Origin of the sequence: Microvirga sp. 2MCAF35, from assembly GCF_052115545.1 — a bacterium.
In the GTDB taxonomy this organism is placed as follows: domain Bacteria; phylum Pseudomonadota; class Alphaproteobacteria; order Rhizobiales; family Beijerinckiaceae; genus Microvirga.
In genome coordinates this window covers 1-15162 of sequence record NZ_JBFRGW010000064.1, presented here as the reverse complement: position 1 = coordinate 15162, position 15162 = coordinate 1, and the positions used below count along the sequence as shown (strand labels likewise).

14 protein-coding genes and 1 pseudogene are annotated in these 15162 nt (G+C 56.5%); 7 read left to right on the top strand and 8 right to left on the bottom strand.

Features of this window, described 5'->3' with window-relative positions; genetic code table 11:
• Window positions 1-189: 189 nt before the first annotated feature.
• The 5 genes from AB4097_RS20725 to AB4097_RS20705 are packed head-to-tail and all read right to left on the bottom strand — an operon-like array spanning window position 190 to window position 7831.
• Window positions 190-1308, bottom strand: coding sequence for a TIR domain-containing protein (locus AB4097_RS20725; RefSeq protein ID WP_442043056.1), 1119 nt, complete (start codon window positions 1306-1308; stop codon window positions 190-192).
• A 36-nt stretch (window positions 1309-1344) separates the two neighbouring features.
• A complete protein-coding gene (locus AB4097_RS20720; RefSeq protein ID WP_442043054.1) occupies window positions 1345-2100 on the bottom strand; it encodes a M48 family metallopeptidase in 756 nt (251 codons plus the stop codon).
• A gap of 2 nt (window positions 2101-2102) precedes the next feature.
• Entirely contained in the window at window positions 2103-5117 is a 3015-nt protein-coding gene (locus AB4097_RS20715; RefSeq protein WP_442043052.1) for a type I restriction endonuclease subunit R, read from the bottom strand.
• A gap of 13 nt (window positions 5118-5130) precedes the next feature.
• The gene (locus AB4097_RS20710; RefSeq protein WP_442043050.1) at window positions 5131-6351 is read right to left on the bottom strand and encodes a restriction endonuclease subunit S; all 1221 of its coding nucleotides are present in this window, start codon (window positions 6349-6351) and stop codon (window positions 5131-5133) included.
• Window positions 6341-7831, bottom strand: coding sequence for an N-6 DNA methylase (locus AB4097_RS20705; RefSeq protein ID WP_442043048.1), 1491 nt, complete (start codon window positions 7829-7831; stop codon window positions 6341-6343). Before AB4097_RS20705 ends, AB4097_RS20710 begins: the two co-directional genes overlap by 11 nt.
• A gap of 161 nt (window positions 7832-7992) precedes the next feature.
• Here AB4097_RS20705 and AB4097_RS20700 point away from each other — a divergent pair, with 161 nt between their 5' ends.
• Window positions 7993-8328 (top strand): hypothetical protein, encoded by a 336-nt coding sequence (locus AB4097_RS20700; RefSeq protein WP_442043046.1) that lies wholly within the window; start codon window positions 7993-7995, stop codon window positions 8326-8328.
• A gap of 62 nt (window positions 8329-8390) precedes the next feature.
• Here AB4097_RS20700 and solA read toward each other — a convergent pair whose 3' ends face one another.
• Window positions 8391-9533 carry an N-methyl-L-tryptophan oxidase gene (solA, locus tag AB4097_RS20695; protein WP_442043041.1) on the bottom strand — a complete coding sequence of 381 codons (1143 nt, stop codon included), beginning with the start codon at window positions 9531-9533 and terminating at the stop codon, window positions 8391-8393.
• A 229-nt stretch (window positions 9534-9762) separates the two neighbouring features.
• On the opposite strand from solA, the gene AB4097_RS20690 reads away from it, so the two are divergent.
• On the top strand, window positions 9763-10089 hold the full coding sequence (locus AB4097_RS20690; RefSeq protein ID WP_442043039.1) for a hypothetical protein: 327 nt from the start codon (window positions 9763-9765) through the stop codon (window positions 10087-10089).
• Between the two features lie 75 nt (window positions 10090-10164).
• Here AB4097_RS20690 and AB4097_RS20685 read toward each other — a convergent pair whose 3' ends face one another.
• The gene (locus AB4097_RS20685) at window positions 10165-10578 is read right to left on the bottom strand and encodes a VOC family protein (RefSeq protein ID WP_442043058.1); all 414 of its coding nucleotides are present in this window, start codon (window positions 10576-10578) and stop codon (window positions 10165-10167) included.
• 186 nt (window positions 10579-10764) lie between these two features.
• Window positions 10765-11283 (bottom strand): annotated as a pseudogene (locus AB4097_RS20680) (HAD hydrolase-like protein); the annotation flags it as partial.
• Between the two features lie 135 nt (window positions 11284-11418).
• Between AB4097_RS20680 and AB4097_RS20675 the strand changes: the two are divergent.
• The 5 genes from AB4097_RS20675 to AB4097_RS20655 all read left to right on the top strand — a co-directional run bounded on the left by AB4097_RS20675 (window position 11419) and on the right by AB4097_RS20655 (window position 14671).
• A complete protein-coding gene (locus tag AB4097_RS20675; RefSeq protein WP_442043037.1) occupies window positions 11419-12195 on the top strand; it encodes an SGNH/GDSL hydrolase family protein in 777 nt (258 codons plus the stop codon).
• Complete coding sequence (locus AB4097_RS20670; protein WP_442043035.1) at window positions 12192-12545, top strand: hypothetical protein; 354 nt, start codon at window positions 12192-12194, stop codon at window positions 12543-12545. The genes AB4097_RS20675 and AB4097_RS20670 overlap by 4 nt, the downstream gene beginning before the upstream one ends.
• 44 nt (window positions 12546-12589) lie before the next feature.
• Entirely contained in the window at window positions 12590-12886 is a 297-nt protein-coding gene (locus tag AB4097_RS20665; protein WP_442043033.1) for a hypothetical protein, read from the top strand.
• 95 nt (window positions 12887-12981) lie between these two features.
• On the top strand, window positions 12982-13815 hold the full coding sequence (locus AB4097_RS20660) for a hypothetical protein (protein ID WP_442043031.1): 834 nt from the start codon (window positions 12982-12984) through the stop codon (window positions 13813-13815).
• A 505-nt stretch (window positions 13816-14320) separates the two neighbouring features.
• Window positions 14321-14671, top strand: coding sequence for a hypothetical protein (locus AB4097_RS20655; protein WP_442043029.1), 351 nt, complete (start codon window positions 14321-14323; stop codon window positions 14669-14671).
• Window positions 14672-15162: the final 491 nt, after the last annotated feature.

Below are 15162 nucleotides of genomic sequence, written 5' to 3'. Positions count from 1 at the left end.
CGTCAACGAAATGGCGTCAGAAAAACAGATGATTATGAGGACAGTAACATGGCCATCCAGAAAGACCAGAAAACAAGGGTTTGCGAGGTCGCCCAAGACCCGAAGATCGAGGGGGATTTTGGTACGCCGCTGGCATGAGATCGATCAGGCGAGCGATGCGGGGGGCGGTGAGTTTCAGGAGCTTTGATATCAGGCGAGCCCCTCACGCTCCATCACTCTGCGAACGTCCTCGAAGCAGGCAGCAATATTGTTCTTTGGGAAGCGAATCTGACCAAGCCCCTGGACGTTGCTGAATTCCGCGCAACCCTCCTCAAGCAGCACTATCGCTCGCGTGAATCCAAGCCGACCCTGAAACAGTCCAGCCTCGTGTACTACGTTCATCCGAGCTTGAACTCCACCATCTGCCATTTCATCCTCTGCGGTCATCACCAACAGAGCGATTGCGGCGGCATCGAGCATCTCGGAGAGGCGTGCAATATTTGTAACGCCTGCAACTGGCACCCGATTGAACTCATCCCAGGGTAAGCTAAGGCGATCCTGTACGAAGTCCTTCAGTTCCCGCCATGCGCCAGACCGACCGTGGCCTATGAACACATTCGTGCCGACACGACTCTCAGCCTTCATTCGCTTACTCTTTCGCTCAAGGTGGGATGCGGCCTTGCGGCTGATCTCCGCAGCGGCCTTACATATCCCAAGTAAATGCCGGATCGAAGCTACTTCGACGCGAGGCACAATATGTGGCGGAATTTGATTCCCCTGCCCAAGTGCAAGAGTGTCACGAGTAATCGTCTGTCCTTTTGGCGACCAGTGGTTTGCAACATCGGATGGAGATGCAGGTTCCAGTCCCTCTATCTCGGTCTTCAACTTGTTCAAGAATGGGTCAGGCTTTTGATCAATTTCAGTTTGAAGTACTGAGACGATTTCTGAGCTTGCAGTGTCGAACATCTCAGAAACATCGGCGGCTACACGACGGGCAACTTCGAGGTCTGGGTTTCCGGCCAGTTCGAGCACGTAATTCTTAACGTACTCGAAGTCGAATTCTCTCCAACTTCCGTGTGAGCCGAGATTGCCATATGTTTCCATCAACCCCCATTCTTTACTGAAATTTGCACCGGGTGGCGGTGGCTCCAGGTCGTCGTAATAAACCCGCGAGTGGTAACCGAGCCACGAACCAGAAAATGATCTCTGCACTTGGTTGGCAGCCGCTTCAATGGCATCCAGTGGTTCGATGACTTCGGGAGTCTCCGCCGCTTTGTAAGCGTTCTCCAGCTTTCCTGCCAAATCAAAGAGTTCTTCAGGTGGAGTCATGCGGTGATATCTCGATACGGTGAAGTACGCTAAATCTCAGATAAGTCTCGTCGGCCCTGGCTCCAAGCGGTGTAACACCAGAAGGTGTTCATTCTGGTCCAACCAAGCCTTTCGGACCTCCCAATCTGGGAGGATCGCCGCTACTAGTGACCAGAAATCTCGATCATGGTTCCGGTGCCGCAGATGGCATAGCTCGTGAACGACTGCGTATTCAAGAACCGTTTTCGGAGCGAAGATCAGATGCCAGTTTAGATTGACAACTCGATCCTGGCCGCAGCTTCCCCACAAGTGCTTCTGATCCTTGATCTCGACTCGCCTGGGCTTCAGCCCGTTGGATTCACCATGCTGGCGAACGAAGGCATTCACGTCCCCTCTCAAACGCTTCCGGAGCCAAAGGCGCAAGGCATCCTCAATCAGCGTATCACGTGAGCCTTCCGAGAGGGCGCATGGGTAATGGATGATAAATCCATTGCGGAAGGAGACCTCAACCAGCGTCCCATCTGATGGCTGGACGGTGAGCCGCACGAGCCTACCCCGGTAAGGAATTTTCGCACCGCTGACGAAGTGAACAACCTTTGGAGCGGTAGCCACAATGTCCGCCATGTGACGGGTCTGCTCAACCAGCCAGTCACGGCGGCGGTGGAGGACCCCAGCAATCTCCTCTTCGGATGCCGTTGCTGGCACGACCACTTCCACGGTTTGCGGCGTCACCGTGATCCGCGCGCTCTGGGTCTTGTTCGAGCGCCGAAGCGTGTAGGAAATTTGCGTTTCGCCAACAGTCAGCACCGGCATGGTTACACCTTAGCGAAGTGCTTAAGGGCAAACTCTTCCACATGCTCAGGAACAGCCTTGAGGTCCTTCAGGCCATATTCATGGGCCATGCTCCGAACCTGCTGGCGCAGGGTTCTTCGCAGACCGTCCTTCTCCTGCCATCTTGGGGGAGCGGTCGCGTCATTGGTGTAGAGCCCTTCGATCCGGATCGCCAAGTTTTCGGCTTCACCATTAGCCCCGAATGCCTTCAAGACCTGAAGGATACCATAGGCTCCCACGGACAATCCCGTGCCCTCATGGGCCTTCGCCTCGGCATCCAGGTCCTTGGCAAGCTCCTCAGCGATCTTTAGCTTGTCGGCCCAGGTCAACTGGGCACCGTCGAGCTTTTCCAGCAATTCCCGCAGCCGGTCGGAGAACTTGGCATACTGGTGATGGTTCTGCGCCATCTTCTCGGTCACGACCTTGCGCAGTTCAGTCGTCTTGCGGATCGCTGCCGTCTTCAAGTCGCTCTCAGATTTGCCCTCGGTCTCGAAGTCCTCCCAGAAGTCTGGATCGGTGATGTGGCGCAGTTTGACCGTGACGCTCAGGCCCGTGGCATCGAGGTGCTGGGCCAGCATGTCCCTGATCTTCCGGCTGTAGGTTTGCTGGTCGAAGGCTTCCCGCTTCTCGAACACCTGGGTGCCGTATCGGAGGAAGACTGCCACCCATTTGAGGTCAGCGGTGAACTCAAGGATGCTCGGATCGGGGCTCACGGCCTCGTAGAGACCGATGAACTCGCGCGCCTTGCTGCGGAACTCGAACCATTTGTCTTCGGTTTTGAGGAGATTCGCGAATTGATCGAACTCGGCCTTCAGGCGGTCCTTCGATAGGCCGCTCTGCCGCTTCAGCCCCTTCATCATTGACATGACACCAGCATGTGCTGCGCGAAGCTGGTTACGCAGGTCGTCGAGGTCCCGCATCGCGTTCTTCACGTCGTCCGCCCTGTAGGAGGACAGGGCCTCCTCCAGCTTGGCCGAGATGCCGATATAATCCACGATCAGGCCGTTCTTCTTCTGGGCGTTCAACACTCGGTTGGTGCGGGCGATGGCTTGGAGTAGGCCGTGCTCCTTGAGCGGCTTGTCCAGGTACATGACGGATTCGATAGGCGCGTCGAACCCAGTCAAGAGCTTGTCGCAAACAATGAGGAATTCCGGGTTCTGACCCTTCACGCCGAAAGCCTTCTTGATGGCAGTCTCGGCGTTCTGGTCGAGATAGTGAGCTTTGAGGTCCGAGCGGATACCCTGGATGTGCCCATCTTCGCTGATGTGTTTATCAGTCTGGGATTCCGAATAAACGCAGGCCGACATGGCGGAAGCCTGGGCCATAGCCTCTCCAGCGGGGATGCCCTGCGCCGTCAGATCATCGGCGATCACGCGGTCGAGCGCCCGCTTGAAGAGAATGACCGCCTCCCGGTCAATGGCGACGATCTGTGCCTTGAACCCATCGGGTCGAGCATAAGCCTTAAAGTGGGTCCAGATGTCGTAGGCGATGAGTTCAATGCGCCGGGGGTGCTTCACCAGATCGGTGATCTTTACGCCTCGCTTCTTGACCTCCTCCAGCTTGTCCTCGGGCAGGTCCGCGAACCAGTTATCGAAGAGGATGTCGATCTTGGCCTCGTCGATGTGCCAGTCTGTCTTGCGGCCCGTGTAGTAGATCGGCACCGTTGCGCCATCGGCCACGGCATCATCAATGCCATACTTGTCGAGGTAGCCTTCACCGACCACACCGAAATTGGCATAGGTGTCCTTGTCGTCCTTCTTGATCGGGGTGCCTGTGAAGCCGAAGAACCGTGCCTCGGGCATTGTCTTGCGCAGATATGCCCCGAGGTCCTTCTCCTGGGTGCGGTGGCACTCATCCACCATCACAATCCAGTTCTTCGAGTTCGGGATCGGTGCCTCGGAGCCTTGGAATTTAAAGATCGTGGAGAGGACCGTCAGACCGTCCATGCCCTTGCCAATGAGTGCGCGAAGCTCGGAAATGCTCTCGACAGCAACCGGGTTCGGCAGACCGCAGGCGGTAAACGTACCGCTGATCTGATCGTGCAGGTCCACGCGATCTGTCAGCACCATGATGTTCGGGTTAGTCAATTCGGGCGAGGAAACGGTCAGGTGTGTCTTCAGTTTGAGGGCCGCAAACACCATGGTGAGCGATTTGCCCGAGCCTTGCGTGTGCCAGATCAAGCCGCGCCGATGTTCGTTCTCGATTACACGCTTGACGAGCTTGTTGACCGCTCGAAACTGCTGGTAACGGCACATTTTCTTGATTGTGCCGTCCTCGGTCTTCTCGAACACAATAAAGTGGGCGATCAGGTCGAGCAGCCGCGAGGGCTCCAAGAGGCTCCAGAGCCCTTTTGAGAGAGCATCCGAGAAATCCGATTCGTGCCGGGGCCACGGATCGCGCCATTCGGCCCAAAACTTCGAGGGGCTCTTTGTAGAGCCATAGAGACAGTTGGTGCCGTCTGTGACGATGTTGAAGCAGTTCGACAGGAACAGGCGCGGAATTTCCTGCTCGTATTGCTTGATCTGCTCGAAGGCTTCGCCGGTCTTGTCCTTGGCGTTGATCGGGCTCTTGCACTCGATCATCACCAGCGGAATGCCGTTCACATGCACCACCACGTCGGCGATCCTGGTCTTCTCGGCCTTGACCCGGAACTGGTGCGTGACGGTGAAGAGGTTGTTCGTCAGGTTCCGGAAGTCGATGACCCGCAACGTCCGATGCGTGGCTTCGCCCTGAACTACGCGGCTGAAGTTGCCGCGCAGGATCGAGAGCCATGCCTCGTTGTCGGAGACGGATGCGAGTTCCGCATAAGCCGCCTGAGCATCGGCCTCCGATACACCGTTGATCCGCTGGAGCGCCTCGATGAGGTGGGGTCGGAAGAGAACCTGATTGTCGCCATCCCGCAGGGACGGATGGTCGGCAGGCGGCACGAAGGCATAGCCCATGCTCTTCAGGCATTCGAGGGTCGGCTGCTCGGCCAGATGCCATTCCATTCCCGCCATGATGCCCCCTTGTCTACTCTGCGGCTATAAGGAGGTCGGCGGAGACCCGCCTGCGGCCTGTGAGAAGGTCAGACATGAGGCCGCTCTTCATAACGACCAACTGCTCAAGCTCATTTACTGAGTTGGCAATTGTCCTATCTAATTGGCTAAGGTTGTTTGTGATTGAGGAACGTTCTTCACCAGATGGAAATGGTATTTTGTAGTCAACGATATTTCGCTTCTGCATGTGTACTAATGCCGATGCACCATGCGAGTCAGTCTCGATCTTCTTCGTGATCAGGGCCAAGGCGTAGTAGACAAAGTCTCTGTCCCTACCATCTCTAAGTGCCACTCTCCACGTATGATAGTTCAAAAGCCCTTTAGGCCCATTCCAGATATGAGGGCCGAATGAGGTGCCTCGACTGCCCGACCATGCAAAAAGCAGATCGCCGGGACTGACCTCCAACTTCGGGCTGTAAGGACCTTCATAATAATTGAAATCTGTTCCGCCATTGAGATTTTGAATGCGAATTATTGGAAGGCCAGTCGCACCCCATTCGTGTGGTTTGAATCCTCGTCCATTAACGAACTCAGCAATATCACCTAGCGGTTTGATATCCCACTCCTCGGGTATCTCCCCGATTTCCGTCTGCTTGAACCGGGTATGACCAATGCCTTTGGTCAGTAGGCGCTTCAGGACGCCCTGCCTGACCTTGCGGGTCTGTTCGATGACCTCCTGCGCCGCCTGGATGGCCTCGTCCACGCTGGAGAGGATTTCGGCGATGCGGCGTTGTTCGGAGAGGGGTGGGAGAAAGACTTCTATCTCAGCAAAGACTGAGTTTGGTACTCTCTGCCGTCCAGTTGTACCTATCATTCGGCTGAGCGCGGGCTCCCTGACGATCTTGCTTCGCGCCAAGTGGTAGACAAACTCTGGGTCGGTAACCCCGCCTCGCGGGCCAAAAACAATGAATTCTGTCGAGCCTGCTCCAGCACACCCCTCTGGCAAACAATCGACGAACCCGATCTTTCCATTTTCTGCGCAGGGTGTGATGCGGGCAAAGAGGGTATCGCCATTCTGAAAGCGCGATCCACCGCTCTCTACTACCCGTTCGTCAAGGTACCGGATTTTCGACCCAGATGTTGGCAGCGCCGCCATTTCGACAAACGGGATCGTCACCCCCTTCCTAATGGCTCTCTTCGGATTGATATGAACTGCTTCAGCGAACGGGAGCTTGGACCACTGTTCACGCAACATAACCAAGCTCCTTGAGGAAGCCCATCATCTTGGCTTCGGCAGCGTCGCGTTGAGCCTGGAGTTCGATCAGCTTCTCGACCTCCTCAGCCACGTCGAGGTCCTCCGCTTCTTCACCAACATGGACATATCGGCTGATATTGAGGTTGTGATCGTTCGCGGCGATCTCGGACATTGGCACCACACGAGCCAGACGCTCCACATCCGTGTAGTCGTGGAACGCATTTGCTAGGGCGGCGACATTCGCGTCTGAGAGGTGGTTCTGAGCCTTGCCTTCGACGAAATGCTCGACGCCGTTGATGAACAGCACCTTGCCCCTCCGCTCGGCAGGCTTGGTCTTGCGAATGATGAGGATGCAGGCCGGAATGCCCGCGCCGTAGAACAGGTTCGGCGCAAGGCCAATCACAGCCTCGATCAGGTCCTCCTTCAGCATCCCTTCGCGAATGCGTCCCTCGGCTCCACCCCGGAACAGGACGCCGTGGGGCAGAACCACGCCGAGCATCCCCTTCGACTTGAGGCTGGCGACCATATGCTGGACGAAGGCAAGGTCGCCATAGGATTTGGGCGGGCAGCCGAACCGGTCGCGCCCGAAGGGATCGCCCTTGCTCCAGATGTCGTGGCCCCACTCCTTCAGCGAGAATGGTGGATTGGCGAGGACCCGATCAAATGTGCGGATGGCCTTGGTTCCATCGCCGGTCAGGTGCTTCGGATCGAGCAGAGTATCCCCACGGGCAATCGACGCATCGTCGATATCGTGGAGAAACAGGTTCATCTGGCAGATGGCCCAGGTGTTGAGGTTCCGCTCCTGACCGAAGAGAGACAGGCTCTTGGTATTTCTGCCCTGCCGCTCTAGGTGATGCACCGCCTCCAAGAGCATACCGCCCGAACCGCATGTCGCGTCGTAGATCGACATACCCTCCTGGGGCTGAAGGCATTCCACAATCAGCCGCACGACCATCTTGGGCGTGTAGAACTCGCCACCCTTCTTGCCCGCGTCGTCCGCGAATTGGGCGATCAGGTATTCATAAGCCTGACCAAGGACATCCGGCTCCACATCCGTGTTCCGGAGCCGGTAGGTCTCAAAGTGCTGGAGGAGCTTTTCGAGGGTGGCGTCCGGGAAGCGGGCCTTGTTGTTGAAGTCTACATCCTGGAAGACATCCTTGAGCCGGTAGTTGGCGTCTTCAATTGCCCGAAGGGCGGCGTTCAGGTGCTCGCCAATATTGGTGGTGTGCCTACGGACATCCGCCCAGAAGTGCCCTTTGGGAATATCAAACCGGTGCTCGTCAGGATCGGCGGCAAGCTCGGCATCGCCATACGTCTTCAGGCGATCCTCATACTCCTCCTGCCAAACGTCGCTGAGGCGCTTAAAGAACAGAAGGCCAAAGATATAATGTTTATAGTCCGAAGCGTCGATGGCACCTCGGAGGATGTCGGCAGCCTTCCAGAGGTGGCCTTCGAGTTGGCTGAGGGTCAAGATGGCCATGTTCTTGGTATTTTCCGATCAGGGCTTGCAGGGCAGTCTACCAGCCGAGCTTCGACTAGCAAGATCGATACTGTGTAGCTTGGTATGGTAAAGGATTTGTAGATTTTGGACCGGCCAGATGGTGCAGATAAATACCTAAAACCGCCAGCCCCAAGGCCCCCATGCACTCCTACGAACTCACTGACCACCCCGCCAAACGCGATAAGCCTGATTGCGTCGTAAATCTATCCGTCTACAAATCAGAATGGGCTGACATGAAGGCCGTCTGCGCTGAGTACGGTCCAGTCCACATCATCGGAGTGAAGCCAGTGCCAATCATCCCGGTCCTGGAGATTGAGGTCATTTGCCGGGATGCCAGAACCGCCCACGCCCTGGATAATGCCTGGATGTTCTACACGGAGACGAGCCCGCATCGTCCGCGTTCAATGGAAGAAGCTCTCGCATGGGGAGAGCAGTACAGCCCCTTCCCGAACATTCCTCGCGATTGGAAATTCTGATCGAATATCGAAATCAGTCTGCGAGATGCTGGGACGGCAGAAGTCGGCGGTGGTTGTCTCCATCAGCTAGGTTGGGGCTGTTCAAACCGGTTCATATTGAACAGTGAGAGATCGAGGCTGCTCGTCCCCTTAGTGGCGAGGTCCGCCAGCGCCTCTCCAATCACGCTTGCGAACTTGAAGCCATGCCCGGAGCATGGCGAGGCAACCACGACCTCCGGAGCATCTGGAAGGGTATCGATGACAAAATGCTCGTCCGGAGTGTTGGTGAACAGGCAGGCGGCGAGCCGCAGCGTCGGGCCATCAGCGTCAGGGAACATATGCCGGATGCCTTTGCGAAGGGCTTCTTCATCGGCAGGTATCGGCTCGCGGGAAAGCTCGTCAGCGTGGCCGGTCTCATGGAAGTGGTGGTACAAGCCGATCTTGAAGCCTGGGATGCCCCAGGCCGGGAACTGATAAAAGTGCCCCACCTCACTCGAAATATTCGAGACCGGGAAATTATCTGGCCTGAATAGGTCCGGTTGCTTCGGCAGGAACCAGCCCAACACTTGGCGTTCTGGCACGGCGTTGGTCTTGAGCGAAGGGATCAGGTCGGAAATCCACCCACCTGTTGACACGATGACCCTTGCTGCCTCGTATCGACCCTGATCGGTCACGATCACCACCCGCCCCTGGGCAGGCTCAATGCCGAGCACCTTTTCACGTCCGTGAATTTCTGCCCCGGCAGCTATGGCAAGGGAGGCGTGAGCGAGGATGGCGCGCTCCGAGGCTACAAAGCCCGCGTCGGGCTGATAGACGACCGCGTATTGGTCAGGGAGTTTGTAGCCGGGGAAGCGCTGCGTTGTTTCACGAGCCGTCAGCACCTCGTGCGGGAGGTCGTGCTCCCGGCACGCCATCAATGCACCCTGGACAATCCGGCTGTCTTCCGCTCCTGCATCGATCCCGCCCGTCACGAAGAGGAGTTGCTCCCTGGTAAGCTGCTCGGTCTCCCGCCAAAGCTCGTAGGCCCGACGCAGGAGAGGCACATAGTCTGGGTGTTCGAAATACGCGAGGCGGATAATCCGGTTCAAGCCATGGGATGAGCCCATGCTATGGCCGAGATCGAAGCGCTCAATTCCGAGCACCTTCTGACCCCGGCGCGCCAAATGCCACAAGGCGGCGGAGCCCATCCCGCCTACGCCAATCACAATGGTGTCGAAGCTTCTCATCCTGAAATGACCCTGTTCGCGAGCATCATGGTTCCGTTTGGGTGAGCTTATCCGTCAATGGCCCTGGCGCAATGGTCCTGCACGAAGGGGATCATCCATGCCGTCAAAGCGCGCCCACCCGGCAGGTCGGACATATTGCCTCCGAGATGGGCATGATCCCCTATATTCCCGCAGATCAGGAACAAGGTTAGAGTGTTGCTCAAGCTCCATCAATCTCTGGCGCACCGGAATGACCGACATTCATAGACAGATTGCTGATCTCGAAGCTGACATCGACACGCTGTCTGATGCGGCGGAGCGGTGCCGGAAGAGCATGATCGTGGCACGGCTGGCGATCATAGCTGGCGTCCTGTTGGTCGGAGCGTCCCTAGCGGGGGTTGTCCAGACCGATGCCCTCGTTCTGGTGATAGGAATTGCTGCGACGCTGGCTGGGATTGGCCTGCTGGGTTCGAGCCGTGGCTCCTTGGAACACATCACCGGCAAAGTCCGAGCAACTGAAGCTCGTCGAGACCAGCTTATCGATGGCATGAACCTTCAGACGGTACAGGATGGCTGAAAAGGTGGTGAAAGCCATCCCAGGCGGAAGAGGGTGTTTGGGCGAAAGCATAGAAATAGCGCGGCTGTTATCGCCCTAGTATCCCTTCCACAATCCGGGGGTCGCAATCTCCAGCAGATGATTATCCGGATCACGGAAGTACACGCTCACTCCGCCCCTCGGCCATTGCGTCCGCCCCTCCAATGCGACACCTGCTTCGGTGAGGTGCCGCTGCCATTCCTCTAGCTCATCGGCTGAGATCGAGAAGGCGATGTGCATGGGGCCGTGGCCGTCATGCGGAGGGATCGAGCCCCCAGGCGTTTCGATGGGCTGGAGCGACCCACCCTGGGGGAAGAGGAGAAGAACGCCGTTGCCGCCCACATCATAGGCGCGCATCCGGTGATCCTCGTGAACGCAGAGCAGGCCCAATACCTCGCCATAGAAGGCGGCAGCCCGGTCAAGATCAGCGACATACAGAGCGGTCTCAAGAACTCGGGTCAGCTTGGGCATACGTGGCTCCTCATCATTCTCGAACCAACGCTGTCCTAAGTTTCGCGGTGCCAATCGGACCTGAAGAACGTTTCTGATGGCAGCGGTGAGGTCATAAGGTGAAGGACACAGGATCGTTGCCCCTGCCTCGGTGAGTTCCGCCTCATCGCCGTAGCCCCACAAGGCTCCCACACCGGGAATGGCGTGCCGCGTGGCTGCCAGCATGTCATTGGCCCGATCTCCGACCATCAGCATTCGGCTGGGCTCAATCTGCTCCACCCCGATGATGTGCTCGATCAGAAGGCCCTTGTCGTCGAACTTGCCTCCAGGATCGGCCCCGTAGACCCGCTCGAACAGGTGCGCCAAGCCGAAGTGCTCGATCATCCGCTCGGCAAAGCTCTGTACCTTGGCCGTGCAGACAAACAGGCGAGCCGGTAGCGCATAGAGATCGGCAAGCGCCTCTTTCATCCCAGGGTAGATTGTGCCGTTGAACAGCCCATGCTCCTCGTAGTGCGCGCGGTAAACACGGACAGCCTCTTCCACGTCCTGGTCAGGTTGGATCAACTTCGGGAACGAGCGCCGGGAGGGTGGTCCAACGACCCAGGTGAGGTCCTCGGCAGGCGGGCAAGCCGCCCCCATGCGCTGGAGAGCATGCTGGTAGGAGCCAATGATCCCCGGCGCAGAGTTGATGATGGTGCCGTCAAGATCAACGAGAATGGCAAACACGGCGGCTCCTGGGCAATGGCTGAAGTTAAATTGTTCCACCTGATGATGACCAATTGGCGGAGAAGGCCCTCTCAACCGCGTTTCCTAGCCCATGTCCACCCTGGATGAACCCCATAGCCATCCATGTGGGAGAGCATGACGGCGAAACGTCAAACGGTTCAAGCCAGCAGTTTCATTGACGAACTGGCATTCCAGCGTACCCTTTCGAAGTTTGCGCGTGCGCGAGCCGAGTATGGGCCACTCTCAATAAGGGATGTCTGGGCAATCATGAGCCATGTGGTTCTTTTGGGCGACTCGATCTTCGACAATGCCGCCTATGTTCCCGGTGAGCCTGACGTGATCCAGCAAGTGCGGGCGAGGATTCCCACCGATTGGACCGCCACCCTCCTCGCGCGAGATGGAGCAGTGGCTTGCGATGTTCGCAGCCAGCTTCAGAAGCTGCCGAATGACGCGTCGAACATCGTAATCTCCGTAGGTGGCAATGATGCTCTGGGCGCGGCGCATGTCCTATTCGAGAATGTCCAGACCGTCGCCGAAGCGCTCGTCAAACTCTCCGCCATACGAGAACATTTCGCTGTTGAGTATGCAGCAATGCTCGATACCGTCATAGAGAGGTCGCTTCCGACAGCGGTCTGTACGATCTACGACGGTCGAGCCGATGAGATGCAGCAGCGCATCAACGTGTCTGCACTCTCGATATTCAACGATGTGATCACTCGCGAGGCATTCATCAGAGGATTGGCGCTGATCGACCTGCGTTTAATCTGCACTGCGCCAGGGGACTACAGTAACCCGATTGAGCCTTCGCGGAACGGCGGAGAAAAGATCGCTGCGGCCATTGTTGAGGCAGTAGCAGGAGGCCCCATCTTTTCAAGATCGTCGGTCTACATCCACCAATCGAACTGCACGTGAAAGCGGTCTATGACCTGCTGGAACGTCGCATCGGCAAGTACACAGTGCGGATTGGGCTGTATCTCGGCTGCTGGATGATCGGCGGATATGTCGAAAATGGTATTCTTGGTTTCGAGATTGGACCGCTCGGCATTGACTGGGAGTACGAGGTGCCAACAGAGGCCACTGGCCGCCGATCAAAGCGGCCTTGCCGACTTACCATTCAGCCACTCAAAACTGTCGTACGCTTCAAATTGAACCTGAGAATCTGGCGAATCGGCTACCTGATGTCTGCACCAAACGATCACGGGTTCTATTTCGGTCCGTATTATTTGCAGATCGAGTATGTCGGACCCCGCACCCTACCTTGATCAGTGCCTCAATCGGACATCCTTGATGAATGCAGGATCGCAGCATGAGCCATAAAGCGCGGCGACGGCCATCCTGGCGCAAGCGGACAGGCAAACAGTACAACCGTATGTTTGCGATGTACCTGATTGAGATCAGCATGGGAGGATTCTGGCAGATGCCTCCAGGTCTACCGCGTGAGGAAATGAGGGACTGGTTAATGGGGCGAACTTACTGCGATCCCCAGTACTACACACCAGGATCAAGCCAGGAAGAGATCGACGCGCACCTGAAGGGGAAATTTGGGTGGAGATCGTTCTGGTATTACGAGCAGTTCTATCGGCCATTCTACCGGAGCAAATAAAGGGACCGGCATCTGGCATGAGTGCTAAGGAAGCAGGCTGGTAGACCTACTGATTAACATCCCTATCGTCATATCTCAGCAGTGGCACAGTCGGAATGTGGATTATTGGTGGCCTCGTTGGTGGCGTTGTCTGGACGCTCTTTCGCCCGCTTTTCAAGTCCCTCGTGATCCTCGCCGTGATGCTCTACGGCTGTAACTGGCTGACGAGCGATCCGATCCAGGTGAAGCATGAGATGGAGCTTCGGAACCAGGAATACGCCAGCGTGCAGGATCAGAAGCGAAAGGTCTTGGCCCAAGACCTTCAAATCGTCTGGGAGAAATACGGCGACCGCGAAGCCGTCGTCACGATCCAGAACGGTTCAGTAGCCCGTATCTCCGACCTCCAATTGAACTGCTCGTATGAGCGTCCTGATGAGGACGAACCCTGGAAGCTCACGACACCTGTTGCCTCGACGGGCTTCATTAATCCGGGTGAGAGCAAGCGCATCAGCTTCTGGCTCAGAGATGCGGCCTCTGACGCCATCCCTTCGTCATTCGCCTGTGATCCAGTCATGACTCTCGACGAAGGCGGGCTCATGCGGGCCAAAATTCTACAACCGAAGAACTCTGGTGATCGGCTGCTGGCTCAGACGGATATTAGCCTGACGGCTCAGGTGGGAGATCGTAGGAAGATAGACAGACGCGAAATTATCGCCGAGGGCATAATCGCGAATCGATCCAGTAAAGCTGTCACGGCGATCAACCTGATCTGCCAGGGATTGGTCAATCCACTGGGTTTGGTGCGGTCGGTTGGCGGATTTACGAATCTGTATGTGCGACCTGGGACGACCGAACGGTTCTCGTTCCAGGTCGGTCTGATCCAAGAAATGGACCCGAAATGGGGGATCAAAGATTTGGCTTGTCGGGTACTGACGGTCGAAGATTCGTAAGACGCGAGGCCCCAGCTAAAGCTACAGGTAGGAAATCTCTCCAATTGACAGCCGCCAATGCGCTGTCGTAGGTAGCTTGCACTCAGCGCCTTGTCTGAGTATCCGCCTCTTCAGCTTGGAGAGGCCAGCCATATTGAATGGAAGGTCGCCCGTCCGTGGTCTGACCTTTAGGCATGGAACCTCTGCGGTTGTCGTATCGCGCGTCCATGTATCGATTTTTGATGGATTTTCTCAACCCGACCGATGCCTCGCACATGTTGCAGGGCGTCATCTATCAATCAACATGCTCGCGCCTGCATTGGCGCGGCAGCGGAGAGTAATTGCTTATGATCAAGAATGTTGAAAGTCGACTCGTGAGCTATGGGGCGATGGTATCCGAAATTAGATTTTCGAGTATGCCCTCGATCACGGCAGCGCTTACTAATGCGGCTGGCAGCTTGCCCAAAATAGGAGTCGCTTGTTTTAAGTACTTCCGGTCGCATCCGCTCATCTAACGGAGGTTGCCTTGGGATACATTTCAGACGAGGAAGCAGCGGCTCTCACCTTGGAGGATCAGATCGCTCTCGCAAGGAAAAGGAAGCCTGACATTGGCGAGTACATTGTAGTCATCAATGACGACGAGATGCTGGAATGGACCGGGGAATTCGATAACGGAGGGTGGGAGATATACGATCTTGCACCCAAGGTTAAGGAGTGGTGCGAAGAGTTTTTGAATGGACCCTGGCGATATCGATCCGTGCTGTACGCACGTGGTCGGTCATTCGGCGCAGACTACTTCCTTCACTTCGTTGAGTTCGACGGCTTGTCCGACGCAACATACTTCAAACTATATTGGGAAGAGTTGGGACTTGATTGAAGCCTTGGCGTACTTAGATTTCCGACCTTCGATGTAAGTTTCCAAACCATCAACCAAGACCATTTCGGTTCTCGTTTTGAGCGTGGACAGCGCCTTCACGCGCTGTCCAGCCCTCAAGCTGGTTATCATTGAAGCTTTCTTCCCCTTCGCCATTTCCTTTCCCTTCTTCGTTTCCCGATTATCCTTGAGGGCGGCTGTTGGGTTGGGCTGGCGGAAGTTGCTCCGTGGCGTTCGATGCCCTCCGCATCATCGTCAGATCGCCACCCAGGTCGTGTCCTGGTAGCCTGCACCTGGGAGATGATCTTGGTCGTTGGCCAGCAGTGATAGGCCGGGTGCCACTTACCTGATCGATCTCATGCCAGCGGCGTACCAAAATCCCCCTCGATCTTCGGGTCTTGGGCGACCTCGCAAACCCTTGTTTTCTGGTCTTTCTGGATGGCCATGTTACTGTCCTCATAATCATCTGTTTTTCTGACGCCATTTCGTTGACG

Coding starts and splice junctions, on each gene's coding strand:
- AB4097_RS20725 (WP_442043056.1), bottom strand. CDS start 1,308: ATGACTCCACCTGAAGAACTCTTTGATTTGGCAGGAAAGCTGGAGAAC.
- AB4097_RS20720 (WP_442043054.1), bottom strand. CDS start 2,100: ATGCCGGTGCTGACTGTTGGCGAAACGCAAATTTCCTACACGCTTCGG.
- AB4097_RS20715 (WP_442043052.1), bottom strand. CDS start 5,117: ATGGCGGGAATGGAATGGCATCTGGCCGAGCAGCCGACCCTCGAATGC.
- AB4097_RS20710 (WP_442043050.1), bottom strand. CDS start 6,351: ATGTTGCGTGAACAGTGGTCCAAGCTCCCGTTCGCTGAAGCAGTTCAT.
- AB4097_RS20705 (WP_442043048.1), bottom strand. CDS start 7,831: ATGGCCATCTTGACCCTCAGCCAACTCGAAGGCCACCTCTGGAAGGCT.
- AB4097_RS20700 (WP_442043046.1), top strand. CDS start 7,993: ATGCACTCCTACGAACTCACTGACCACCCCGCCAAACGCGATAAGCCT.
- solA (WP_442043041.1), bottom strand. CDS start 9,533: ATGAGAAGCTTCGACACCATTGTGATTGGCGTAGGCGGGATGGGCTCC.
- AB4097_RS20690 (WP_442043039.1), top strand. CDS start 9,763: ATGACCGACATTCATAGACAGATTGCTGATCTCGAAGCTGACATCGAC.
- AB4097_RS20685 (WP_442043058.1), bottom strand. CDS start 10,578: ATGCCCAAGCTGACCCGAGTTCTTGAGACCGCTCTGTATGTCGCTGAT.
- AB4097_RS20675 (WP_442043037.1), top strand. CDS start 11,419: ATGACGGCGAAACGTCAAACGGTTCAAGCCAGCAGTTTCATTGACGAA.
- AB4097_RS20665 (WP_442043033.1), top strand. CDS start 12,590: ATGAGCCATAAAGCGCGGCGACGGCCATCCTGGCGCAAGCGGACAGGC.
- AB4097_RS20660 (WP_442043031.1), top strand. CDS start 12,982: ATGTGGATTATTGGTGGCCTCGTTGGTGGCGTTGTCTGGACGCTCTTT.